Source organism: Cellulosimicrobium cellulans (assembly GCF_042723955.1).
GTDB classification, from domain to species: Bacteria; Actinomycetota; Actinomycetes; order Actinomycetales; family Cellulomonadaceae; genus Cellulosimicrobium; species Cellulosimicrobium cellulans_H.
In genome coordinates, this window is the sequence record NZ_JBHXIC010000078.1 from 1 (window position 1) to 20187 (window position 20187).

Sequence of the window (20187 nt, forward strand, 5' to 3'; positions counted from 1 at the left end):
CGTGATTCATTTCGTCGCGGACTATTGTTCCCGCCCGCTATTATTTCATGCACTCAGCGGGGGCTGAGTCGGGTCAGTGGCCGCCGCTCGCGATGAAGGCGATGCCCACCGCGATCGCGACGACGACGACGGCGAAGCACACGAGCGCGCCCACCTGACGACCGCGGGTGGCGCGCTCGACGCGCACGGTGCGGCCGTCGGACGTGAAGCGGCCGTCCGGGGTGCCGACCTCGACGGGCACGGCGCGGCCGGCGGCGAGCCGGACCCCGAGCGCGAAGAGGGCAGGCAGGCCCGCGCCGACGACGAGGCCGGCGACGACGACCTTGAGCAGCGAGTCGATCTCGACGAACACGGTTCTCTCCTCCGGGCTGCCGGGGTCAGACGCTCGCGCGCTGGCGCGCGGCGGTCGGGGTCACGGTGGGTGCGCCCGAGGCGGGCACGGGCGACGCGGTGGCCTGCGGCTCGACGTCGGTGAACGGGTCGGCCGCGTCGAGGCGGCGCTCCAGCGCGGCCTCGCGCGCCTCGACGGTCTCGGTCTCGAGCCCGGCGTCCACCGCGCCCTCCTCCCAGGCGTCGTTGACGTTGTTGTGGTCCACGGGCTTGCGACGCGACGCGACCCAGATGGCGACGGAGGTCGCGACGAGGATCGCGAAGACCACGACCGTCCCGGCGGCTCCCCCGATGCCGTGCTGGATGCCGTAGCACGCCGCGCCGACGAGGCCGGCCGCCGGGAGCGTGAGACCCCAGGCGGCGAGCATGCGGCCCGCGACGCCCCAGCGGACCTTGGCGCCCGGCATGCCGACGCCCGAGCCGAGGATCGAGCCGGTGGCGACGTGCGTCGTCGAGAGCGAGTAGCCGAACAGGCCGGACATGAGGATGACGGCGGCGGACGACGTCTCCGCGGCCATGCCCTGGCGCGTGTCGATCTCGACGAGGCCCTTGCCGAGCGTGCGGATGATGCGCCAGCCGCCCAGGTACGTGCCGAGCGCCATGAAGGACGCGCAGGCGAGGATCACCCAGAACGGCACGCCCGAGTCCGCCGGGACGGCGCCCGCCGCGATGAGCGCGAGCAGGATGATGCCCATCGACTTCTGCGCGTCGTTGGTGCCGTGCGCGAGCGAGACGAGCGAGGCCGAGCCGACCTGGCCCCAGCGGAACGCACGGGTCGACACGTCCTCGGGGACGTCGCGCGTGAGGCGGGCGACGGCCCACGTGCCCACGCTGGCGACGCCGACCGCGACGAGCGGGGCGAGCAGCGCGGGGATGAGCACCTTCGCGGCGACGCCGCTCCAGATGACGCCCTGCGTGCCGACGGCAGCGAGCACGGAGCCCACGACGCCGCCGATGAGGGCGTGCGACGAGCTCGACGGGATGCCGAGCAACCAGGTCAGGAGGTTCCAGGTGATGCCGCCCACGAGCCCCGCGAGGACGACCTCGAGGGTGATGACGTTCGCGTCGACCAGACCCTTCGCGATGGTCGCCGCGACGGCCAGGGAGAGGAACGCCCCGACCATGTTGAGGACCGCGGAGAGGGCGACGGCGGTCTTGGGCTTGAGGGCCTTGGTGGCGATGGACGTAGCCATCGCGTTGCCCGTGTCGTGGAAGCCGTTGGTGAAGTCGAAGGCCAGTGCGGTCACGACGACGAGCACCAGCAGGAGCGTCTCGGTCACGTCGTCCATGGTGGGGTCATCCCCGGAGCCCGCTCGACCATCCTGTGGATTCTTCCGCCACTGTTCACCGACAGTTCATCCGGCGTTCGAAGCCTCTGTTCGAACGCCCGACGAGGGCCTGTTCGAGCGGGTGCCGAGCAGGGCCGGACGGCCCGGGTCGCCCGCGTCAGGCGGGGGTCGGCGCGCCCAGGTCGGCGAGGGCGTCGTCGAGGTCGTCGACGACGGTCGCGACCGCCTCGCGCTGCGTGCGCGCACGCTCCGCCTCCGCCGCGACGGCGGTGCGCGCCTCGGCCAGCTCGGCGTCGAACCGCTCCGCGCTCGCCCGCGCGGCCGTGCGCTGGTCCCGCGCGCGCTGCTCGCCCGAGAACCACTGCCACGCGGCGACCACGCCCGCGACGACGGTCACCGCGTACCAGGCCGGCGCGACCACGATCCCGAGCACGAGCGTCGCGACGGCGAGCGCCCCGACCCCGCCGACGACGCCCCACGACACCCCGTCGACGGGGCGCGCCAGGAGCTCCGACCGAGCCGTCGCGGCGCGCGCCGCACCGTCGTCGGTCGGCGTGACGGTGACCGTCCGGCCGGCGAGGCGCAGCACGCGCGACGGTGCCGGGGTCGCCGCGAGCTCGGAGGCCCGCGCGTGGCTCGCGACGCGCAGGTCGTCGACGAGCAGCGGGGCCGCGAGCGCCGCGAGGCCCTGGTCGGTGCCCCGCGCGTCGTCGACGAGCAGGTCGACGAGGGTCCCCGCGGACGCGTCCCACTCCGGGCCGTCGTCCTCGGGCGCGCGGCCCACGCTGTCGGCGAGGAGCTCCGCCCGCTCGAGGAGGCCACGCTCGACGGGCGCCCCCTCGTTCACGAGCGACCCGACGACCCGCAGCAGCGCCGCGCCCGGGGCCGGTGCGTCGCTCGGCGTGGCTGCGGTGCCGGGCACCGTGCCCGTGCCGCCCGTGGTGTCCGACGACGCTCCGAGCGTGAGCGGACCGGGTGCCGCCGCAGGCAGGGCGATCTCCCCGGCGACGACGGCCCGCGACCACGCGGTCCAGGACCGCAGCAGCGGCAGGGCGTCGGGCGCCGCGGCCCGGCGCCGCGCCCCGGACCCGTCGGCTGCCCCGGCCTCGGGCGAGCCCCAGTCGTCCTCGCTCCCGGGGAGCGCGGGCGCCGCCTCGAGGAGCCGGGCGCGCCAGCGGGCGTGCGCGTCGTCGTCGAGCAGGGCCACGCGCTCGGCGAGCGCCGCGCGGACGACCGCGACGCCCTCGTCCCCGAGGTGCCCCGCGGCCGCCGCGCGCCACAGCGCCCGCTCGGAGGTCGTCACGAGGACCTCGTCCGGCGCCTCGCCGGAGAGTTCCGGCGCCGCCTCCGGCGCGCCGTCGGCGCTGCCCCAGCCGGCCGCCGGCAGGACGGGGGCGTCGAGCACCCAGGGCGTCCACTCCCGCGCGAGGCCGGGCTGCCCGACGAGCGCGCACACCGCGACGAGGTACGTCGCGGCCCGACGGCGGTCGCGCAGCAGCGCCTCCTGCGCCGCCTCGGGGTCGAGGCGACCCCCGGGCAGCTCCGCGACGGCCAGCGCCGCGGGGACGAGCCAGTAGCCGGGCACGTCGGCGAGGTCGGGCGACCGGCGCAGGTGCGACACGTCGCCCTCGCCCGTCGCGACCGCGCGCGTCAGGGCGCGCGCCGCGTCCCGGGCGCGTCGGGCGGGGGTGAACAGCGCGAGCTCCTCGCGCACCTCGCCGAGCTCGATGAGCGCGTTGACGAGGCGTGTGAGCACCTCCACGCGGCTCGACAGGTCACCCTCGAGCGAGCGCAGGCGCCGGCTGAGCGACGCCTCCCGCGACCGCGCCATCGCGGCCTGCGCGGCGAGCTCGTCGGAGAGGGCCTGCATGTTGCCCTGGTCGCTGCGCCAGTAGCTGTACGTCGACATGCGCGCGAGCGTACTCAGCACCGCGCCGCTGTCGAGGGGGAGTTCTCCCCGGCACCCCCGCGCCGCGGCGGTCAGCGTCGCGGACGCATGAGCGGCGGGTCGAGGACGGCGGGCACGCTCGCGGGCGCGAGGTCCGGGTCCGCCGCCGAACCCGGGGTCGTGGTCACGCCCGACGCCGAGCCCGGCGACATCCCCGGGTTCGGCGCGGCGCGGTAGAGGGTCGCGGGGCGGCCGGTGCCGCCCGACGTCGTCCGGCCCGTGTCCTCGAGGAAACCCGGGGTGGTCGTGGCCTTGCGCGAGAAGTTGCGGGGGTCGAGCCGCACGCCCCACACCGCCTCGTAGACGCGGCGCAGGTCGGCGACGGTGAACTCGGGCGGGCAGAACGCGGTCGCGAGCGCCGAGTACTCGAGCTTGGCGCGGGCGCGCTCGACGCCGTCGGCGAGGATCCGCGCGTGGTCGAACGCGAGGCCGGTGCCCGACGGCGCCCGGTCGCCCGACGCCGTCGGCCCGCCCGGTGCCGCCGCGAGCAGGGGCGCGACGGGGTGCCAGGCCGCTCCCCCGGCGTCGGACCCCGCGTGGACGACGCCGAACTCCGGCGCGAGGAGGAGGTAGGCGACGGAGAGGACCGGGCCGCGCGGGTCACGACCGAGCGGCCCGTAGGTGCGGAGCTGCTCCAGGTGACCGGGCGGGCGGACGCCGGTCTCCTCCGCGAGCTCGCGCCGGGCCGCCCGGGCCAGCCCTTCCTCCGGCAGCACGAACCCGCCCGGGAGCGCGAGCGCGCCGTGGAACGGTTCGACGCCGCGCTCGACGAGCAGGACGTGCAGGGCGTCGTCGCGGACGGTGAGCGCGACGACGTCGACCGTGACGGGCAGCAGCGCGGCGGTCGGCGGGACGTCGGGGGTCGGGCTCGCAGGCGGCGTCATGCGGCCATCGTCGCACATTAGCGTCAGGTTGACGAGAACAGGAGGAGCGCTCTAGCGTTCTTATCGTCACCCTGACGAGAACGATCGGAGACGACCATGGCCACCATCCGCACCTACCCGTGGACCCGGCACTTCCTCGGCAGCCCGACCGGGCACGTCGTGCACCTGCGCCGCGGGCGCGTCGCCCACGAGGGGGTCGGGCAGGCGTTCTGGTTCCGCCCGACGACGTCGGTCCTCTCGGAGGTCCCCGTCGACGACCAGGAGCTGCCCGTCTTCTTCCACGCCGTGACCGCCGACCACCAGGACGTCACCGTCCAGGCCGGGGTCACGTACCGGTTCGCCGACCCGGTGACCGTCTCGCAGCGCCTCGACTTCGCCGTCGACCCGGGCAGCGGGGAGACGAGCACCGCGGGCCGGGACCAGGTGACGAGCATCGTCGGACGGCTCGCCCAGAGCCGCGCCGCCGACGCGCTCGCCGCGATGCCCCTCGCCGACGCCCTGACGTCCGGCGTGCCCCGCGTGCGCGACGTGCTCGCCGGGGCGCTGACCACGGACCCCCGCCTCACCGCGACCGGGATCGTCGTCATCGGCGTCCAGGTGCTCGCCGTCCGGCCCGAGAAGGACGTCGAGCGCGCGCTCCAGACGCCGGCGCGCGAGCGGGTGCAGGCCGAGGCCGACCGCGCGACGTACGAGCGCCGCGCCCTCGCCGTCGAGCGCGAGCGCGCGATCGCCGAGAACGAGCTCGCGAGCAAGATCGAGCTCGCGACGCGCCGCGAGCGCCTCGTCGCCCAGGACGGCGCGAACGCCCGGCGCGAGGCGGAGGAGAAGGCCGCCGCCGCGCTGGTCGACGCCCGCGCGACCGCCGAGCGTGCGCGGCTCGCGACGGACGCGAAGGCCGAGCAGGTGCGCATCGTCGGTGCGGCCGAGGCCGCTGCCGAGCAGGCCCGCATGGACGTCTACGCGAGTGCCGGGCAGGGCACGCTGCTCGCCCTCGCGGTCCGCGAGGCGGCGGGCTCGCTCCCCGACGTCCAGAACCTCACCGTCACGCCCGACCTCCTCACGGGCGTGCTCGGCTCGCTGCTGGGCGGCGCGCTCGGCGGGCCCGACGGCGGACCGGGCGCCCCGCGTCCGGGCGGCACGAGGTCGGGCACGGCGTCGGGCGCCACGACGGGCACCACCGGGAAGGCGGCCTGACGGTGCTGCGGCGACGCGCCGTCGTCGTGCACCGGCGGACCGAACTCGACGAGCTCCTCGACCGGCACGGCACACGCGGTCAGGCGGAGTTCTTCCTCCGCTCGCGCGGCCGGTCGCTCGGTGAGGTCCAGGCGCGGCACGACGCGCTCGCGGCGGCGCGCGACGCCGTCGTGGCCGCGCTCCCCGGGGGCTGGGCGCGCGCGGACGTCGAACGTGCCGACCTGTCGCGGTTCCTCGTCGCGCCCGAGGACGTCGTGGTCGTCGTCGGGCAGGACGGTCTCGTCGCGAACGTCGCGAAGTACCTGCACGGCCAGCCGGTCCTCGGCGTCGACCCGGAGCCGGGCGTGAACGCCGGCGTGCTGGTGCGGCACACGGTGGCGGCGGCGACGACCCTCCTGCGTGGGCTCGGGGCCGAGGCACCGGGCGGTGCGCCCGACCGGGTGGCGGTCCTGCCCGTCGACGCGCTGACCATGGCGCGGGCCGACCTCGACGACGGGCAGCACCTCACGGCGCTCAACGAGGTGTTCGTCGGGCACCCGAGCCACCAGAGCGCGCGCTACACGCTCCGGTGCGCCGCGGGCGAGGAGCGGCAGTCGTCGTCGGGCGTGCTCGTCGCGACGGGGACCGGCGCGACGGGCTGGTGGGCGTCGCTCGCGCACGACCGCGGCGGCCGCACGGCTCCGGGGCGCACCGAGCACCGGCTCGGCTGGTTCGTGCGCGAGGCGTGGCCCTCGCCGGCGACGGGCGTCACGCTCACGGAGGGCGTCGTCGAGGACGGCACGGACGTCGCGCTCACCGTCGCGTCGGACCGTCTCGTCGTGTTCGGCGACGGCGTGGAGGACGACCGGCTCGTCGCCTCGTGGGGCCAGACCGTCACGGTCCGCACCGCCGACGCCCCGCTCCGGCTCGTCCGGCCCTGACCACCCCTCCCCCGCTTCCGGCCCGTCCTGCGCCTCGGACGCGCACCCGCCCCGTGGTCGGGCGGGCGACCGGGTCGGGCGGGCGACCGGCACGCCCGGTGACCTGCCCCGATTTCACCCGGGTGATCCGCCCGGGCAACGATGGTCGATGGGTAGCATCGCAGCGGTCATGGGCTCCCCATGACCGCCCAAACCTGCCGGCCTGGCCTGCAGGTATACCGACTCCCGAGCCGACCGAGGTCCCTGCCATGAGCGCGCCCATCGCCTTCACCGACAACGTCCGCGACCTGTCGAACGCGGGCGGCTACCAGTTCGAGTTCCGGTGCGAGCGGTGCGGCAACGGGTACCGGTCCGCGTACCAGGCGGACCTCGTGGCCAAGGGCAGCAGCCTCGTCCAGGCCGCGGGCCGGTTCTTCGGCGGCAAGGTGGCCGACCTGTCGTACGCGGCGGGGTCGTGGGCCGCCGACCGGCAGACCAACTCGTCGGCGAAGGACAAGGCGCTCGACGCCGCCGTCGGCGAGGTCCGCGACGCGTTCCGCCAGTGCCACGGATGCGGCGACTGGACGTGCCACGAGGTCTGCTGGAACGACGCCGTGGGGCAGTGCGTGCGCTGCTCGCCCCAGCAGGCGGAGGAGCTCGCCCAGCTCCAGGCCGAGGCGCGCCGCTACCAGCTCCAGGAGCAGCTCCGGACGACCGACCTGGTCGGCGGTACGGACCTGCGGACGCCGGTCGTCACGCAGTGCCCGTCGTGCTCGGCCAAGGTCGACGGCGGCAAGTTCTGCCCCGAGTGCGGCGAGCGCCTCGCGCAGGTCGCCGCGTGCCGCGAGTGCGGCACGCAGAACGCCGCGGGCGCGAGGTTCTGCGCCGAGTGCGGCAGCCCGCAGGCCGCCTGAGAGCAGGTGTGACCTGCGGGCTGTCTGAACCCAGGCGGCGGGCTCAGCGGTCCGACGGCGTCCCGCCCCGCCGGTCCCGACGAGCCCCCTCGCGAGCTTCCCGCGCCTCACGCGCCTCGCGGTCCCGGCGCGCGCGGAGCACGGCCTCGCGGCGCTCGCCGATCTCGTCGCTCGTGAGGCTCGTCAGGCGGTCCTGCGCGACGCGCGACTCGGCGCGCTCGGCCTCGACAGCGGCGCGGTGCTCGGCCGACTGCGGGCGCGTGCGGACGACGCGCGGGTCGATCCGGTACCGGTCGCCGTGCCGTTCGAGGCGTCGCTGCGCCGCCAGGCGTGCGCGCTCGCGGTGGAACCGCCACGTCCAGGCCCGGCGCAGCGCGACCACGGACCACAGCGCGAACGGGACGGCGGTCACGACGAGCCCGGCCCGCCAGCCCGACGGCAGCGCCGTCGACGCCCCGGTGCTCGCGAGCGCCCACGCGATGCCCGCGGGAACCGCGGGCCAGAACTCGCGGAAGTCCAGGTTCCAGCCGCAGGCGTAGAAGCGCATGAGCGTGTCCGTGAGCCGCGAGCGCCGCTGCGGCTGGAGCGACATCGCGACCGGACCCGGCACGGGCGGGCCGAGGGTCGTGCCGGGCGCGACGTGGCTCGTGAAGGACAACCGGTCGCTGCGGTACGACGGCCGCAGCCCCCGCCCGGCGTACACGAAGGACAGCGCCGCCAGCGGCCAGATCGCGCAGGACAGGTACCAGGCGACCGGCCCGGCGAGCACGACGACGATCGGCGCGACCACGGCGAGGCGACCCAGCACGGCGCCGGGCGAGGCCACGAGCTCGGCCCACGGCTCCTGGTCCGCGGGCGGCTCGAACAGCCCGTACGCCGCGACCGCGAGGTACAGGCCGACGACGAACAGCCCGATCGCCGTCCACACGAGCCCGATCGCGAGGTAGCCGAACGGGCGCAGCAGCAGCGCCGCCGTCCTCGGGGGTGTCGCGTCGTGCGCAGCCCGCGGGTCGGGCGTCGGGCCGGTCACCAGACGGTCACCGCCCCGCGAGCCCGAGCACGTCGAGCACCCACGCGTCCTCGTAGGCGACCTCGCGCCAGCCCTCGTACCGGCCCGAGACGCCGCCGTGCCCGGCGTGCATCTCGATCTTCAGCAGGGCAGGGGCCCCGGCCGCGCGCAGACGCGCGACCCACTTGGCCGGCTCGACGTAGAGGACGCGCGTGTCGTGGAGCGACGTGACGGCGAGGATCCGCGGGAAGTGGGCCGCGTCGTCGGGCACGTTCTCGTACGGCGTGTAGGTGCGCATGTACCGGTAGACCTCGGGGTCGTGCAGGGGGTCGCCCCACTCGTCCCACTCGACGACGGTCAGCGGCAGGGACGGGTCGAGGATCGACGTGAGCGCGTCGACGAACGGCACCTGCGCGAGCACGCCCGCGAACAGCTCGGGCGCGAGGTTGGTCACCGCGCCCATGAGCAGCCCGCCCGCGGAACCGCCCTGCGCGACGAGGCGCTCGGGGCTCGTCCAGCCCGCGTCGACGAGGTGGCGCGCGACCGCGACGAAGTCGGTGAACGTGGTGCGCTTCGCGAGCGTCTTGCCGTCGTCGTACCAGCGGCGCCCCATCTCGCCGCCGCCGCGCACGTGCGCGACCGCGAACACGACGCCGCGGTCGAGCAGCGACAGGCGCGAGACGGAGAAGCCGGGGTCGATGCTGATCTCGTACGACCCGTACCCGTAGAGCAGCAGCGGCGCGGGCTCCGCGCCCGTGCCCGTCGCGTCGAGCCCGACGGCGTCGCGCCGCCACACGAGCGAGATCGGCACCCGGGTGCCGTCCTCGGCCGTGGCCCACTCGCGGCGCTGCACGTAGTCCGCGGCGTCGTACCCGCCGAGCACGGGCTGCTGCTTGAGCAGCGTGAGCTCGTCCGTCTCGACGCGCAGGTCGTACACGGTCGACGGTGTCACGAAGCTCGAGTACGAGAGGCGGACGTTCGGCTGGTCCCACTCGGGGTTGCCGGCGAGCGCCGCGGTGTACAGCGGCTCGTCGAACGCGACCTCGTGCACGTGCCAGTGGTCGCCCGAGGGTGCCGGGGTGTCGCCCGTGCGGATCGGCGTCGGCAGGCCCGCGGGGCGCGGCGGCTCGGCCGAGGCGAGGTCGATCACCCCGACCCGCGACAGCGCGTCGCGCCGGTAGGACACCACGAGGTGCGAGGCGAAGGCGTCGACCCCTTCCAGCCGGGTCTCGGGGTCGTGCGGCACGACGACGGTCGCGTCGGCCGGGCCGGCCGGCCCGCCCGCGGACGCACCGCCGTCGGGCACATCGGTGACGACGAGCTCGAAGTTCTCCGCACCGTCGTTGTGCAGCACGAGCAGCACGTCCCGCTGCTCCCTCGCCGAACCCGAGGTTGCTGTCGTTCTCCCGGTCGTTCCGCCATCTGCCTCGTGCTCGACGGCGGGGAGCCAGGTCGCCGGGACGACCGCGTGCTCGACCGTGTACTCGACGCCCTCGCGTCGCGGCCACACGACCCGGGGCTCGGCGGTCGGGTCGGCGGCGTCGATCAGCCAGGTCTCCGAGGTGATCTTCGAGCCGACGTCGATCTGCACGAACCGCTGCGAGCGCGAGACGCCCACCCCGACCCAGTAGCGCTCGTCGGGCTCCTCGAAGACGACGACGTCCTGCGTCGCCGGGGTGCCCACCTCGTGGCGCCACACGCGCCAGGGCCGCCACGCGTCGTCGACCGTCGGGTAGAACACGTACCGCCCGTCCGGGGAGAAGACGGCGCCCGGGAACGTCCCCGGGACCTCGTCGACGAGGTCCGTGCCCGTGTCGAGGTCGCGGATCCGCAGCGTGTACCGCTCGTCGCCGACGACGTCGACCGCGTACGCGAGCCGTGTCCCGTCGACCGACACGTCGAACGACCCGAGCGAGAAGAAGTCGTGGCCCTCGGCCTCGACGTTGTCGTCGAGCAGCACCTGCTCGCCCGGCACGGGCACGCCCGGCTCCAGCACGGGCGGCACCCAGGACGACGGCGCGTCGCTGCCGAGGCTCGCGTCGATCGGCGCGCGCGCCCGGATCGGGTACTGCGAGCCCTCGACCGTGCGGGCGTAGTACCAGTGCGCGCCCTGGCGCACGGGCACGGACAGGTCGGTCTCGAGCGTTCGCGCCTTGATCTCCTCGAAGATCCGCTCTCGCAGCGGCTCGAGGTGCGCGAGCCGGGCCTCGGTGTACACGTTCTCGGCCTCGAGGTGCGCGACGACCTCGGGCGACTCCTTCTCCCGCAGCCACTCGTAGTCGTCGTCCACGGTCTCCCCGTGGTGCGTGCGCGGCGCCGGGCGGCGCGGGGCGACGGGCGCCGGCGGCTCCTCCCGCTCCGCGGGGATCGGCGTGGCGGTCTGCGTGAGGTCGTCAGGCATCTGGCCAGGGTAGTGCCGCCCGGGAGCGCGCCGTCCCCGTGGCACGACGTGCGCCCGTCGTTACGCTCGACGCGTGACGCACGAGCAGGGGGAACGCCCGACGGCGGAGACGCTCACGAGCGGCGAGATGGTGCGCGCGTCGGGGCTGTCCATCAAGGCGCTGCGGCTCTACGACGCGAACGGGCTGCTCGTCCCGGCCGGCGTCGACCCCCGCACGGGCTACCGCGCGTACGCGCCCGAGCAGGTCGAGCGGGCCCGCGCCCTGGCGCTGCTGCGCCGGATCGACGTGCCGCTCGCGCGCGTCCCCGAGGTGCTCGACGCCGACCCGCGCGACGTACGCGACGTCCTCCTCGGATGGTGGGACGAGCAGCAGCGGGCCCTCGCGGAGCAGCGCGCGACCGCCGAGGAGCTCGCGCGGCGGCTCGCCGTGCGGCGCGGCGACGCCGAGGTCCGGTGGCGCGAGGTCCCCGCGTGCACGGTCGCCACGATCACGTCGTCCACGACCCAGGCCGACCTCGTGCCGACGTTCAGTGCCGACCTGCTGACGATCCGCGCGTACCTCGCCGCGGCCGGCGCGGAGGCGGGTGCCGCGCACTGGGTGATCTACCACTCGCCCGTCGGCCGCGACGTCCCCGGGCGCGTCGAGGCGTGCGTCCCGTACCGCGGGGCGGTCGTCCCCGCAGGGCCCGTCGTGCTCCGCGAGGACCCGGCCCGCACCGAGGCGTACGTCGAGGTCCCCTCGCGCGACTGCCGCTTCCCGCAGATCGTCGGCTACCTCGACGCGCTGCGCGTCACGACCGGGCTGGCGCACGCCCCGTCGCGCGAGGTGTACGCCGTCCCGTGGTCCGACGAGCCGGACGTGATCGTCGCGGACGTCGCACTCGCTGCCCGGCCTGCCACCAGAGTGTCCTAGGGGCGAACCCGTGAATCGCGTCGCCACACGACCGGGGCGCGGGCGAGAGGGTCGATCGTCGGGAAGGCCTGGTCCTCGGTCAGAGCGAGCCGCGAGGGACGACCCACTCCTGCTGGAACCCCTGGACCGAGGCGGCGATGTGGTCGCTGAAGTCCGAGTCGTAGTGCAGCACGGTGAGACGGTGTCGGTAGGCGTATGCCGCGATCATCACGTCGACCGGACCGACGGACCGCAGCTTGCCGTGTGTCGCCAACGCGCGCTGGATGTCCTCGCAGGTGTCGCTGAAGTCGTCAGCGGGCTCGAGGTACACCCCGACGGCGTCGAGGAACTGCTGCTGCTTGTCGAAGTCCTCCTGGGACGTGGCCGAGTAGAGGAACTCCAGACGCTGAGGGGTGACGGTGTAGATCACGTCGGTCAGGCCGTCCACTGCCTGCCGAACCTGGGGAACCTTGATCCGACCCCACACCGAGTTGTCGACGATGTAGCCGGCCACGCCTCACACGGTCCGGTCGACGGGTCGGAACTGGGTGACCTCTGCGAGGTCGGAGACGTCCAGGTCGTCGAGCATCGACAGCGCCCTTCGCTGAGCGTGGACTCGCTCCTCGCGCGTCTCCTTCTCGTCGACGGCGTTCTGGATCAGGTCGATGACCATCTCTTGGTTGGACTTGTAGCCAAGGAGCTTCTTGGCCTGGGCCAGCGCCTGCGGGTTCGCGCGCAGCACCGTGGGCTTGGCCTCACCGGCCCGTAGGTCGAGATGCACTCGCGTGACGGTCTCGGAGATGGTCCTGACCGTCGTCGCGGCCCCTTCCGGGGCGTCGGCCTTGCGGTGTTCTGCCGTGCTCATGATGCGCTCCCCTCGACACCACCAGGGTATATCAGATCGGAGAGAATCGATATCATCAAGACTCTCCACGCACGCCGGCCCCGGCCTGGGACGGCCGACTCAGCGCCGGACGAATGGGTCGTCGTGGTACTCGGAGTGTCAGTCCTCGACCAGCTCCAGGTCCCCCGGGAGCCAGGTGCGGTCGAACCACGGCTCGAGCGGCCCGTAGAGGCGCAGCATGGGGAACCACGACCTGCCCGGGACCGTCCCGACCCAGTTGCTCTCGCGTCCCGCGGGCGGCTCCGGGCCGAACCACAGCACGGTGCTGCCGTCCTCCTCCGTCGCGACGGTGCCGCTGAGGCTCAGGAGGCTCGGGTGCGGGTTGTCCGTCTGGAGCAGCGACCGGGTCTGGGTGTCGTAGAGGTCCACCGACCAGAAGTTCTTTGCGGGCGGGTTCGGCGGGAGCACGAGCCGGTACGTGCGCGCCCCGTCGAGGATCCGGTCCTGCGCGTCGTGCGCCGTGTAGGCGTACGCCGACCCGGCCCCGACCTGGGCGTGCGCCATCGCGGGCGTGATGACGGTCGCGAAGAAGTGGAACTGCGCACGAGCGTCGAGCAGGCGCGCACCGTCGGCGAGGAACTCGTAGGAGCCGCCGACGAACGCCTGGAGCCAGCTCGACCCGGGCGCGACGCGCGCCTCCGGGTCGCGGGGCGAGTAGACGAGCGCGCGGCTGATCGCCGCGCCGGCCCGCGCGGCGGTGTCGAGGGTCGCGCGCAGCTCCGGGCTCGGGGCGAACGCACGGCCGGGCACGATGCCCACGGCGCGCAGCAGCCCGGCGCGCTCGGCGTCGAGCGCGCTCGTCGGCTCCTCCGCCACGATCTCGGCGACCTCGTCGAAGAACGAGGCGTCGTTGGCGTGGACGGTGTTGACGCGCGTCCCGGCGATGTCGACGAACTCCGTCGGGGGCGGGTCCCCCGCGTCGGCGAGCGGGTAGATCCGCGTCTCCTTCATCGCCGGGACGCCGCCCAGCGCGCGCAGCACGACCCAGTTGGTGAACGTCGGCGTCCGGTAGACGAAGTAGCCGTCCGGGACCTCGCCGTCGTAGCCGGGCGGGAGGAACAGGTAGCGCCCGCCCTCGCCGCGGTCCGGGCCCGCGATGCCCATGTCGGCCACGTAGCGGAACCAGAAGTCGTCGACGACGCACAGCGACTGCTTCGGGGGCTCGATGACGAGGGGCCCGTCTCGCGCAGGTCGACGAAGAGCGACCCGTAGGTCGTCGCGGTGTTCGGCGTGAGGAAGATCGCGCCCGAGTCCGCTCGCGGGTCGGTGTAGCCGACCTGGTTCGAGCGGAGGAGGCCGAGCTCGCGGAACCCGCGACGCATCGCCACGAGCGACGCACCGGGCATCGCGCTGAGGAACGCCTCCACGCCGCGCAGGAAGTCCAACGACCCGTAGAGCCGCTCGACGGACTCCGGGGTCGGCACCCCGTCGACCAGCTCGAACCGCCCCAACGGAGTGTCCACCGGCGACGGGGTACTGACTGCGGCGACCGCCGCAGCCAGGGCGTCGGTCTCGGCGATCGTCGCCGTGCTGGTCTCGGTGCTCGCCCCGGTGCTCGCGTCGGACATGGCTCAGGCCCCTTCGTCGATCGGTGCACGGCACGCGCGCTCGGCGCCGAGCGGCTGCGCCGACCGTAGGTCGGGGACCACCGCACCGCCACCGGGACGACGGCTTGACCCTGCCCCTGGGGCGGACCCGAGGCTCGCGGCATGGACGTCTCGCGCTACGCCACCCACAGCCCGTACTCCGACCCGCGCCACCACGGCTCGCTCCTCGCGGGCGTCGAGCCCGACCCGGCGAGCCTGCACGCCGCGGTGACGACCGCCGTCGTGCACTACCGGGCCGGGGCGACCGCGCCCACCCCCGCACAGCTCGACGACGTCGACCGGCGGTGGGTCGCGTCGATCCTCGACGCGGTCGCGGAGCGCGCGCCCGGCCCGCTCGACGCGCCGCGCTCCCCCGAGCAGCAGGCCGGCGGGTGCTGCCGGGACCACTCCCTCCTCGCCGTCGCCGTGCTCCGCGAGCACGGCGTCCCCGCCCGCACGCGACTCGGGTTCACGGACTACCTCGGCGAGGGCGAGTTCCACCACGACCACGTAGTCGTCGAGCGGCACGACGGCGACCGCTGGGTCCGGTCCGACCCGGAGCTCGGGCAGGGGTCCCGCGCGTTCGACCTCCACGACCTGCCGACGGGCGAGGGCGCGCCCTTCGAGACCGCCGCCGAGGTCTGGACGGCCTATCGCGCCGGGCGGCGCGACCTCGCCGACCACGGCGCCGGCCCCGACCTGCCCTGGCTGGCCGGTCCCGGGTTCGTGCAGCGGTACGTGCTCGCCGACCTCGCGCACCGGCAAAGGCACGAGCTCCTCCTGTGGGACGTGTGGGGAGCGGCCGCCCTGCCCGGCGCCGCCCCGGACGACCGCGCCGTGGCGCTCACGGACCGGGTCGCCGAGCTCACGCTCCAGGCCGACGCGGGCGACCGGACCGCCGAGGCGGCGCTCACCGTCCTGTGGGCGACGGACGACCGCCTGCGGCCCGGGCGCTACGTGACGACGTGGTCGCCCACCGGCCGGCTCGGCTGGACCGACCTCACGGCGCGACGGACCGGCTGGGCCGTCATCCCGAGGGACGCGGCGCTCGTCGGGTGAGCTCGTCGGACGGGTTCGTCGGCCGAGCCGGGCGCAGCTCAGCCCAGCAGCGTGACCGTCTGCCCGTCCCAGCGCAGGAGCCGGCCCTGCACGGGGACGAACGACGCCTGCTCCCCGTCCAGGTCCTGCTCCCAGGCGACCGATCCCGACGACAGCTCGAGCGCGACCACGCGCGGGTGCGTCCCCGTCGCCGGGTCGACCAGCACGAGGATCGCGCACCGCCCGTCCGTGAAGGCCTGCGTCACCATCGCCGACCAACCGTCGTAGCCGCCGAGGTCGTCGAGGAAGCGCGACCACGTCTGCTCGCCGGACAGCGCGTCGAGCCCGAAGACGGTGCTCGCCGTCCCGACGACGGCCGTACCCTCCGCGAGCACGTAGACGGCCTCCGGGACGCGCGCGCCGTCGTACGTCCACAGACGCGCGCCCTCGTCGTCGTACGCGCGCAGGTCGATCCCGTCGCGCACGAGGAGCACGCCGGCCGCCGGGTCGTCGGTCGCCTGCGGGTCGAGCACCTCGCCCGGGACGTCGAGGACGGGCGCCCCGGCGGCGTCCAGCACGCGGTCGGCACGCAGCGCACCGGTCGTGCCCTGCCGGTCCGCGTCGACGAGGAACCGACCGCCCGCGAGCGGCACCGCGCCGTCGGTGGGCAGGTCCGGGTCGTCCAGGCGCTCCCCGTCCGGGAGGAACGACGCCGCGACGCCGCAGCCGCCGACGTCGACCAGGGTCTCCGTCACGACGAGCGTGAGCCGGTCCGGCTCGATCTCCTCGCCACCCGTCTCGGGGTCCCACGAGGTGCACGACCACGGCACGTCCTGGAACGGGAGCTCGCTCCGCCAGCGCACGTCGCCGGTCAGGGCGTCCTCGACCGTCACGACGACGTCGCGCCCCGCGACGCCGTCGACCGACTCCCCGGCCCCCGGGTCGACCTCCACCGGCGGACCGCTCGGCTCCCCCGGCTCCCCGACGCGCTCGGCCCGGACCAGCCCGCCGTCGGGACCCGGCGCGAGCACCGCGCCGCCCACCTCGACGTCACGCTCCCCCACGACCTGCCCCGCCGCGTCGAGGACGGTCACGTGCGCCGGGGCGGCGTCCGCGCCCGGCTCGGCCTGCGGCGGCGTCCTGGGGTCGTCCCAGTACGGCCCCACCCCGGAACCGGCGACGCACACGACCTCGCGCGACGCCACGCCCGACAGCTCCCACGGGCTCCACGACCCGCACACGGCCTCGTCCCCGCCGAGCGCGGCGCGCCACGCCTCGGCACCGGTGTCCAGGTCGAGCGCGACCGCCTCGTCGCCCTCGACCGTCACGAGCAGGCCCGGCAGGAACCCCACGCCGCGGTCGGCCGCGGCCGGCGCCGTCCAGCGCTCGGTCGGGGCGGCGTCGAGGGGGCGCACCGCCCCGCGTGCGATCTCGAGCCGCTCCTGCGCGTCACGGCTCGTCACCGCGTCGACGACGAGCATCCCGCCCACGAGCACGGCGACGACACCCGTCACCACGACGGCGGCGACCCACCGCCGTCGCCGACGGTCCACGCCGGGCGTGCGCGACAGGCGGGCCGAGCCTCCGGCGCCGACCTCGTCCAGGCCGTCGCCCCCGAGGCCTGTCGGGTCGTGCGGCTCGAGACCGGGCGGGGCGTCGCGCGGGAGCGCGCCGAGCAGCACGGGGTGCGGCGCGTCGAGGAGGTCGGGGTCCACGTCGACCCCGGCCGACTCGACGAGCTCGAACGTGCGACGGTCGTCACCGCCGTCTCGTCGTCGGAGCGGCACGACCCCAGCGTAGGACTGCCGTCAACCGAGCCGGGTGATCTCCGTCTCGCTCATCCGCAGGAGCCGGCCCTGGAGCGGCGCGACCCAGGAGCCGCCGTCCGGACCGGCGGTCTCGGCCGTCCACGCGACGCTGCCGTCGGCGAGGTCGAGCGCGACCAGGGACGTCGTCCCCGCGTCCCAGTCGGAGACGGCGAGGATCGCCCGGGACCCGTCCGTGTAGGCCACGTCGGCGGACCATCCCATCCCGACCTCGAGCCCCGCGGTCAGCTCCTCGCGGTCGAGCGACCAGCGCTCGCCGCCCGTCGTGAGATCGAGGCCCGCCAGGGCGCCGTCCGCGTACCCGTTGGCGACGACGAGCGTCCCGCCCGCTGCGACGAGCACCGCGTCGGGGGTGCTCTGCTCGGACGTGCGCCACAGCTCGGTGCCCTCGGTGTCGAACGCGACGAGGTCCAGGCCGTCCCGCACGAGCGTGGGGACCGGGCGTCCGTCGGTCGCCGTCGGCGCGAGGACGCTGCCCGGTGGCTCCCAGCGCACCTCCCCGTCGGCCCCGAGGACCGCCGGCGCCGCCGTCGGCTCCGTCCGGCTCGAGGACCCCCAGCCGTAGTCGTAGCCGACCGGGTCGCGGTAGTAGGTGCCGTCCGCGAGCGAGACGACCCCGTCGACGGGGTTGTCCGCCTCGTCCAGGCGCGTGCCGTCGAGGGTGAACCACGCCGTGACGCCGCAACCCTCGACACGCAGCAGGCGCGTCTCGACCGCCGTCCACAGGTTCTCCAGGTCTGCTCGGATCGACTCCTCGCCGTCGGACTCGCTCCACGAGATGCACTGGCCCGACCCCGCGACGAAGGGGAGGTCCGCCTCCCAGCGCACGTGGCCCGTGAGCGCGTCCTCGACCTGGACGACGGCGGGACGTCCGTCCGGGACCTCGCTCGGCATCCCCGTCGCGTCGTCCGTCTCGAGCACCGCGCCCTGGCCGGCCGGGACCTCGCCCACCCGCTCGGCGCGGACGACCGACCCGCCAGGGCCCGGGGTCAGGAGCGCACCTTCCGTGCTCGCCTCTCGCTGGCCCAGCACCTCTCCGTCGTCGTCGACCACCGTGATCGTCCAGGTCGCGGCGACGACGCGCCCGGTCATGGGGTCGATCTCCGGCGACCGGTCCCGGACGATCCCTCCCGGGGGCTCCGGGACGGGTGCGACGCACACGAGCGTGTCGTCCGGCTCCCCCGACGGCAGGGCCCAGAAGAGCCCGCTCCCGCACGTCGCGTCCTCCCCGACACCCACCCGCCAGAGCTCCTCACCACCGTCGAGCGCGACGGCGACCGCCTCCCCGTCCGTGACCGTCACGAGGCTGCCGGGCAGGAGCGCGAGCCCACCCGTGAGGCCCACGTCGGCCGTCCACTGCTCCCGTGGAGCGTCGGGCTGCGGCTCGACCCCGCCCGGTGCGGCGCGCAGACGGGCGATGTCGGCGCGGCCGTGCCATGCGTCGACCGCGAGCATCCCGCCGAGCACGAGGGCGACCCCGGCGGCGACCGCGCCGACCACGGCCGTCCGCCGCCCGGGGCGGGACGCCCGCGGGGAGTCGGGACGTGCCCCGTCCGCCGAGGGATCGTCCGGATCGCGCGCGTCCGCCTCGGGCACGTCCTCGGGGCCGAGGCCCGGCGCGCCCTGCCCGAGCTCTCGCGCGTCGAGGTCGACCGGACGCGCGGCGCCCGACCAGGCGGGGCCGGCGGCGGCGCGTGGCGCTGGGGCGGAGCCGCTCGCGGTGCCCCAGGCAGGGCCGTCGTCCTCGAGGTCCACGTCCGCGTCCGCCGACTCGACCAGCTCGAAGGTCAGTCGGTCCCGGGCGTCACGACGGCGGAGCGGCACGCGTCCAGCCTAGGCGACCGGACCGCGCCACCCCGCACGGCGCAGCCCCGCACCGGGTGTCCCGGTGACGCCCGGCGACGGTCGCGTGACGCGGTCGTGAACTCTCGACGAACACTGGGGCTCGTCCCGGCGGCGACGGTCGCCACGCCGCCACACTGCCCGTGTGCACGATGAACTCACCGAGCTGGCCCAGCACACGGCGATGCGCCCGCCCGCGCGAGCGAGCGGCACGGTCGCGGACCTCGCGCGGCCGGTGCTGTCGGTCGGTTCCTCCATGCCCGTGGGCCAGCTCGAGGTCCTGTTCCGCAACCCGGACGTCTCGTGCGTCGTCGTGCACGACGACCAGGTCCCGCCGCCGGGCGCACGGGGGGCGCGCAGCGGCGTCGTCGTGCGCACGAGCCTCGTCGCCGCGCTGACGGGCCGGCTCGGTTACGGCCGCGCGGTCCTCGAACGCCGGCCGGTCGCGAGCGTCACCGACTGGTCCCCGCTCGTCGTCGCGCCGACGGCGGCCGTCACCGAGGTCGCGACCCTCGCCATGTCCCGCCCCGACGACCGCCGCTACGACGACGTCCTCGTCCGCGGCGGCCACTGGGCGAGCGTCGGCGCGGCGGAGCTCGTGCGCTCGCTCGTCGGGACGCTCGCGGAGCGCTCCACGCACGACGCGCTCACGGGCCTCCTCTCGCGTCGCAGCACGTGGCACTCGCTCACCCGGCGCTGCCGGCTGGTCGCGCGGGGCGGCACGCGCGTCGTGCTGCTCCTGCTCGACGTCCAGGACATGTCCGGGGTCAACGCCCTCCACGGGCAGGACGCGGGGGACGCCCTCCTCGCGGGGGTCGGCCACCGGCTGCGGTCGTGGCTCCCCGGGGGCTGCGAGGCGGGCCGTGTCGACGGCGACCGGTTCGCGGTGCTCGCGACGCTGCCCGCGATGGGCGACGTCGAGGCCGCCGCGAGCGCCGAGGCCCTGCGCCAGGAGGTCCTCGCCCAGCTCGGCGCACCGGACGGCCCGGTGCGGCCGTCGTTCCGCACCTCGCTCACGTGGTCCGTCGCCGGAGCGGCGGACGCCGACGAGCTCGTGCGCGAGGGCGAGGCCCGCCTCGCCGCAGCGCGCACCTCGCCGAGTTCGTCACGGGTGGGGGGGGGCGGCGGGGTGTCGGACCCGGGGGCGGGGGGGGCGGGCGCGGGGGGGGGG

The 20187-nt window shown here is 75.5% G+C and carries 17 protein-coding genes; 6 read left to right on the top strand and 11 right to left on the bottom strand.

All coding sequences use genetic code 11. The features are described from left to right. Positions 1-73: 73 nt before the first annotated feature. The 4 genes from ACFWH7_RS16960 to ACFWH7_RS16975 form a co-directional block, all read right to left on the bottom strand. Complete coding sequence (locus ACFWH7_RS16960; protein WP_378218137.1) at positions 74-352, bottom strand: hypothetical protein; 279 nt, start codon at positions 350-352, stop codon at positions 74-76. A gap of 25 nt (positions 353-377) precedes the next feature. Continuing rightward, positions 378-1679: an inorganic phosphate transporter gene (locus ACFWH7_RS16965; protein ID WP_378218139.1), complete on the bottom strand. Its 1302-nt coding sequence runs from the start codon at positions 1677-1679 to the stop codon at positions 378-380. Positions 1680-1836: 157 nt separating this feature from the next. Further along, entirely contained in the window at positions 1837-3588 is a 1752-nt protein-coding gene (locus ACFWH7_RS16970) for a hypothetical protein (protein WP_378218141.1), read from the bottom strand. Between the two features lie 71 nt (positions 3589-3659). Then, complete coding sequence (locus tag ACFWH7_RS16975; protein ID WP_378218143.1) at positions 3660-4511, bottom strand: NUDIX hydrolase; 852 nt, start codon at positions 4509-4511, stop codon at positions 3660-3662. A gap of 96 nt (positions 4512-4607) precedes the next feature. Between ACFWH7_RS16975 and ACFWH7_RS16980 the strand changes: the two genes are divergently transcribed. From ACFWH7_RS16980 to ACFWH7_RS16990, 3 genes are all read left to right on the top strand, one after another. Continuing rightward, positions 4608-5705: an SPFH domain-containing protein gene (locus ACFWH7_RS16980; protein ID WP_378218145.1), complete on the top strand. Its 1098-nt coding sequence runs from the start codon at positions 4608-4610 to the stop codon at positions 5703-5705. Between the two features lie 2 nt (positions 5706-5707). Further along, positions 5708-6625 carry a diacylglycerol kinase catalytic domain-containing protein gene (locus ACFWH7_RS16985; RefSeq protein ID WP_378218147.1) on the top strand — a complete coding sequence of 306 codons (918 nt, stop codon included), beginning with the start codon at positions 5708-5710 and terminating at the stop codon, positions 6623-6625. Positions 6626-6873: 248 nt separating this feature from the next. Then, positions 6874-7518, top strand: coding sequence for a zinc ribbon domain-containing protein (locus ACFWH7_RS16990; RefSeq protein ID WP_378218149.1), 645 nt, complete (start codon positions 6874-6876; stop codon positions 7516-7518). Positions 7519-7561: 43 nt separating this feature from the next. On the opposite strand, the gene ACFWH7_RS16995 is transcribed toward ACFWH7_RS16990, so the two are convergent. Both ACFWH7_RS16995 and ACFWH7_RS17000 read right to left on the bottom strand, forming a co-directional pair. Then, complete coding sequence (locus tag ACFWH7_RS16995; RefSeq protein ID WP_378218151.1) at positions 7562-8548, bottom strand: hypothetical protein; 987 nt, start codon at positions 8546-8548, stop codon at positions 7562-7564. Positions 8549-8555: 7 nt separating this feature from the next. Further along, positions 8556-10928 carry a S9 family peptidase gene (locus ACFWH7_RS17000; protein ID WP_378218153.1) on the bottom strand — a complete coding sequence of 791 codons (2373 nt, stop codon included), beginning with the start codon at positions 10926-10928 and terminating at the stop codon, positions 8556-8558. Between the two features lie 73 nt (positions 10929-11001). Between ACFWH7_RS17000 and ACFWH7_RS17005 the strand changes: the two genes are divergently transcribed. Then, positions 11002-11841: a MerR family transcriptional regulator gene (locus tag ACFWH7_RS17005; protein ID WP_378218156.1), complete on the top strand. Its 840-nt coding sequence runs from the start codon at positions 11002-11004 to the stop codon at positions 11839-11841. 79 nt (positions 11842-11920) lie between these two features. On the opposite strand, the gene ACFWH7_RS17010 is transcribed toward ACFWH7_RS17005, so the two are convergent. From ACFWH7_RS17010 to ACFWH7_RS17020, 3 genes are all read right to left on the bottom strand, one after another. Further along, entirely contained in the window at positions 11921-12334 is a 414-nt protein-coding gene (locus tag ACFWH7_RS17010) for a PIN domain-containing protein (protein ID WP_378218158.1), read from the bottom strand. Between the two features lie 3 nt (positions 12335-12337). After that, a complete protein-coding gene (locus tag ACFWH7_RS17015; RefSeq protein WP_378218160.1) occupies positions 12338-12685 on the bottom strand; it encodes a hypothetical protein in 348 nt (115 codons plus the stop codon). A 138-nt stretch (positions 12686-12823) separates the two neighbouring features. Further along, the gene (locus tag ACFWH7_RS17020) at positions 12824-14326 is read right to left on the bottom strand and encodes a DUF1254 domain-containing protein (RefSeq protein ID WP_378218162.1); all 1503 of its coding nucleotides are present in this window, start codon (positions 14324-14326) and stop codon (positions 12824-12826) included. 107 nt (positions 14327-14433) lie between these two features. Here ACFWH7_RS17020 and ACFWH7_RS17025 point away from each other — a divergent pair, with 107 nt between their 5' ends. Beyond that, positions 14434-15369, top strand: a complete 936-nt coding sequence (locus tag ACFWH7_RS17025; RefSeq protein ID WP_378218164.1) for a transglutaminase-like domain-containing protein — start codon at positions 14434-14436, stop codon at positions 15367-15369. A 38-nt stretch (positions 15370-15407) separates the two neighbouring features. Here ACFWH7_RS17025 and ACFWH7_RS17030 read toward each other — a convergent pair whose 3' ends face one another. Continuing rightward, positions 15408-17135, bottom strand: a complete 1728-nt coding sequence (locus ACFWH7_RS17030) for a hypothetical protein (RefSeq protein ID WP_378218166.1) — start codon at positions 17133-17135, stop codon at positions 15408-15410. Positions 17136-17156: 21 nt separating this feature from the next. Continuing rightward, the gene (locus ACFWH7_RS17035; protein ID WP_378218168.1) at positions 17157-18998 is read right to left on the bottom strand and encodes an outer membrane protein assembly factor BamB family protein; all 1842 of its coding nucleotides are present in this window, start codon (positions 18996-18998) and stop codon (positions 17157-17159) included. A gap of 163 nt (positions 18999-19161) precedes the next feature. Between ACFWH7_RS17035 and ACFWH7_RS17040 the strand changes: the two genes are divergently transcribed. Then, positions 19162-20187: GGDEF domain-containing protein (locus ACFWH7_RS17040; RefSeq protein ID WP_378218170.1), on the top strand; the 1026-nt coding region annotated here is incomplete at its 3' end.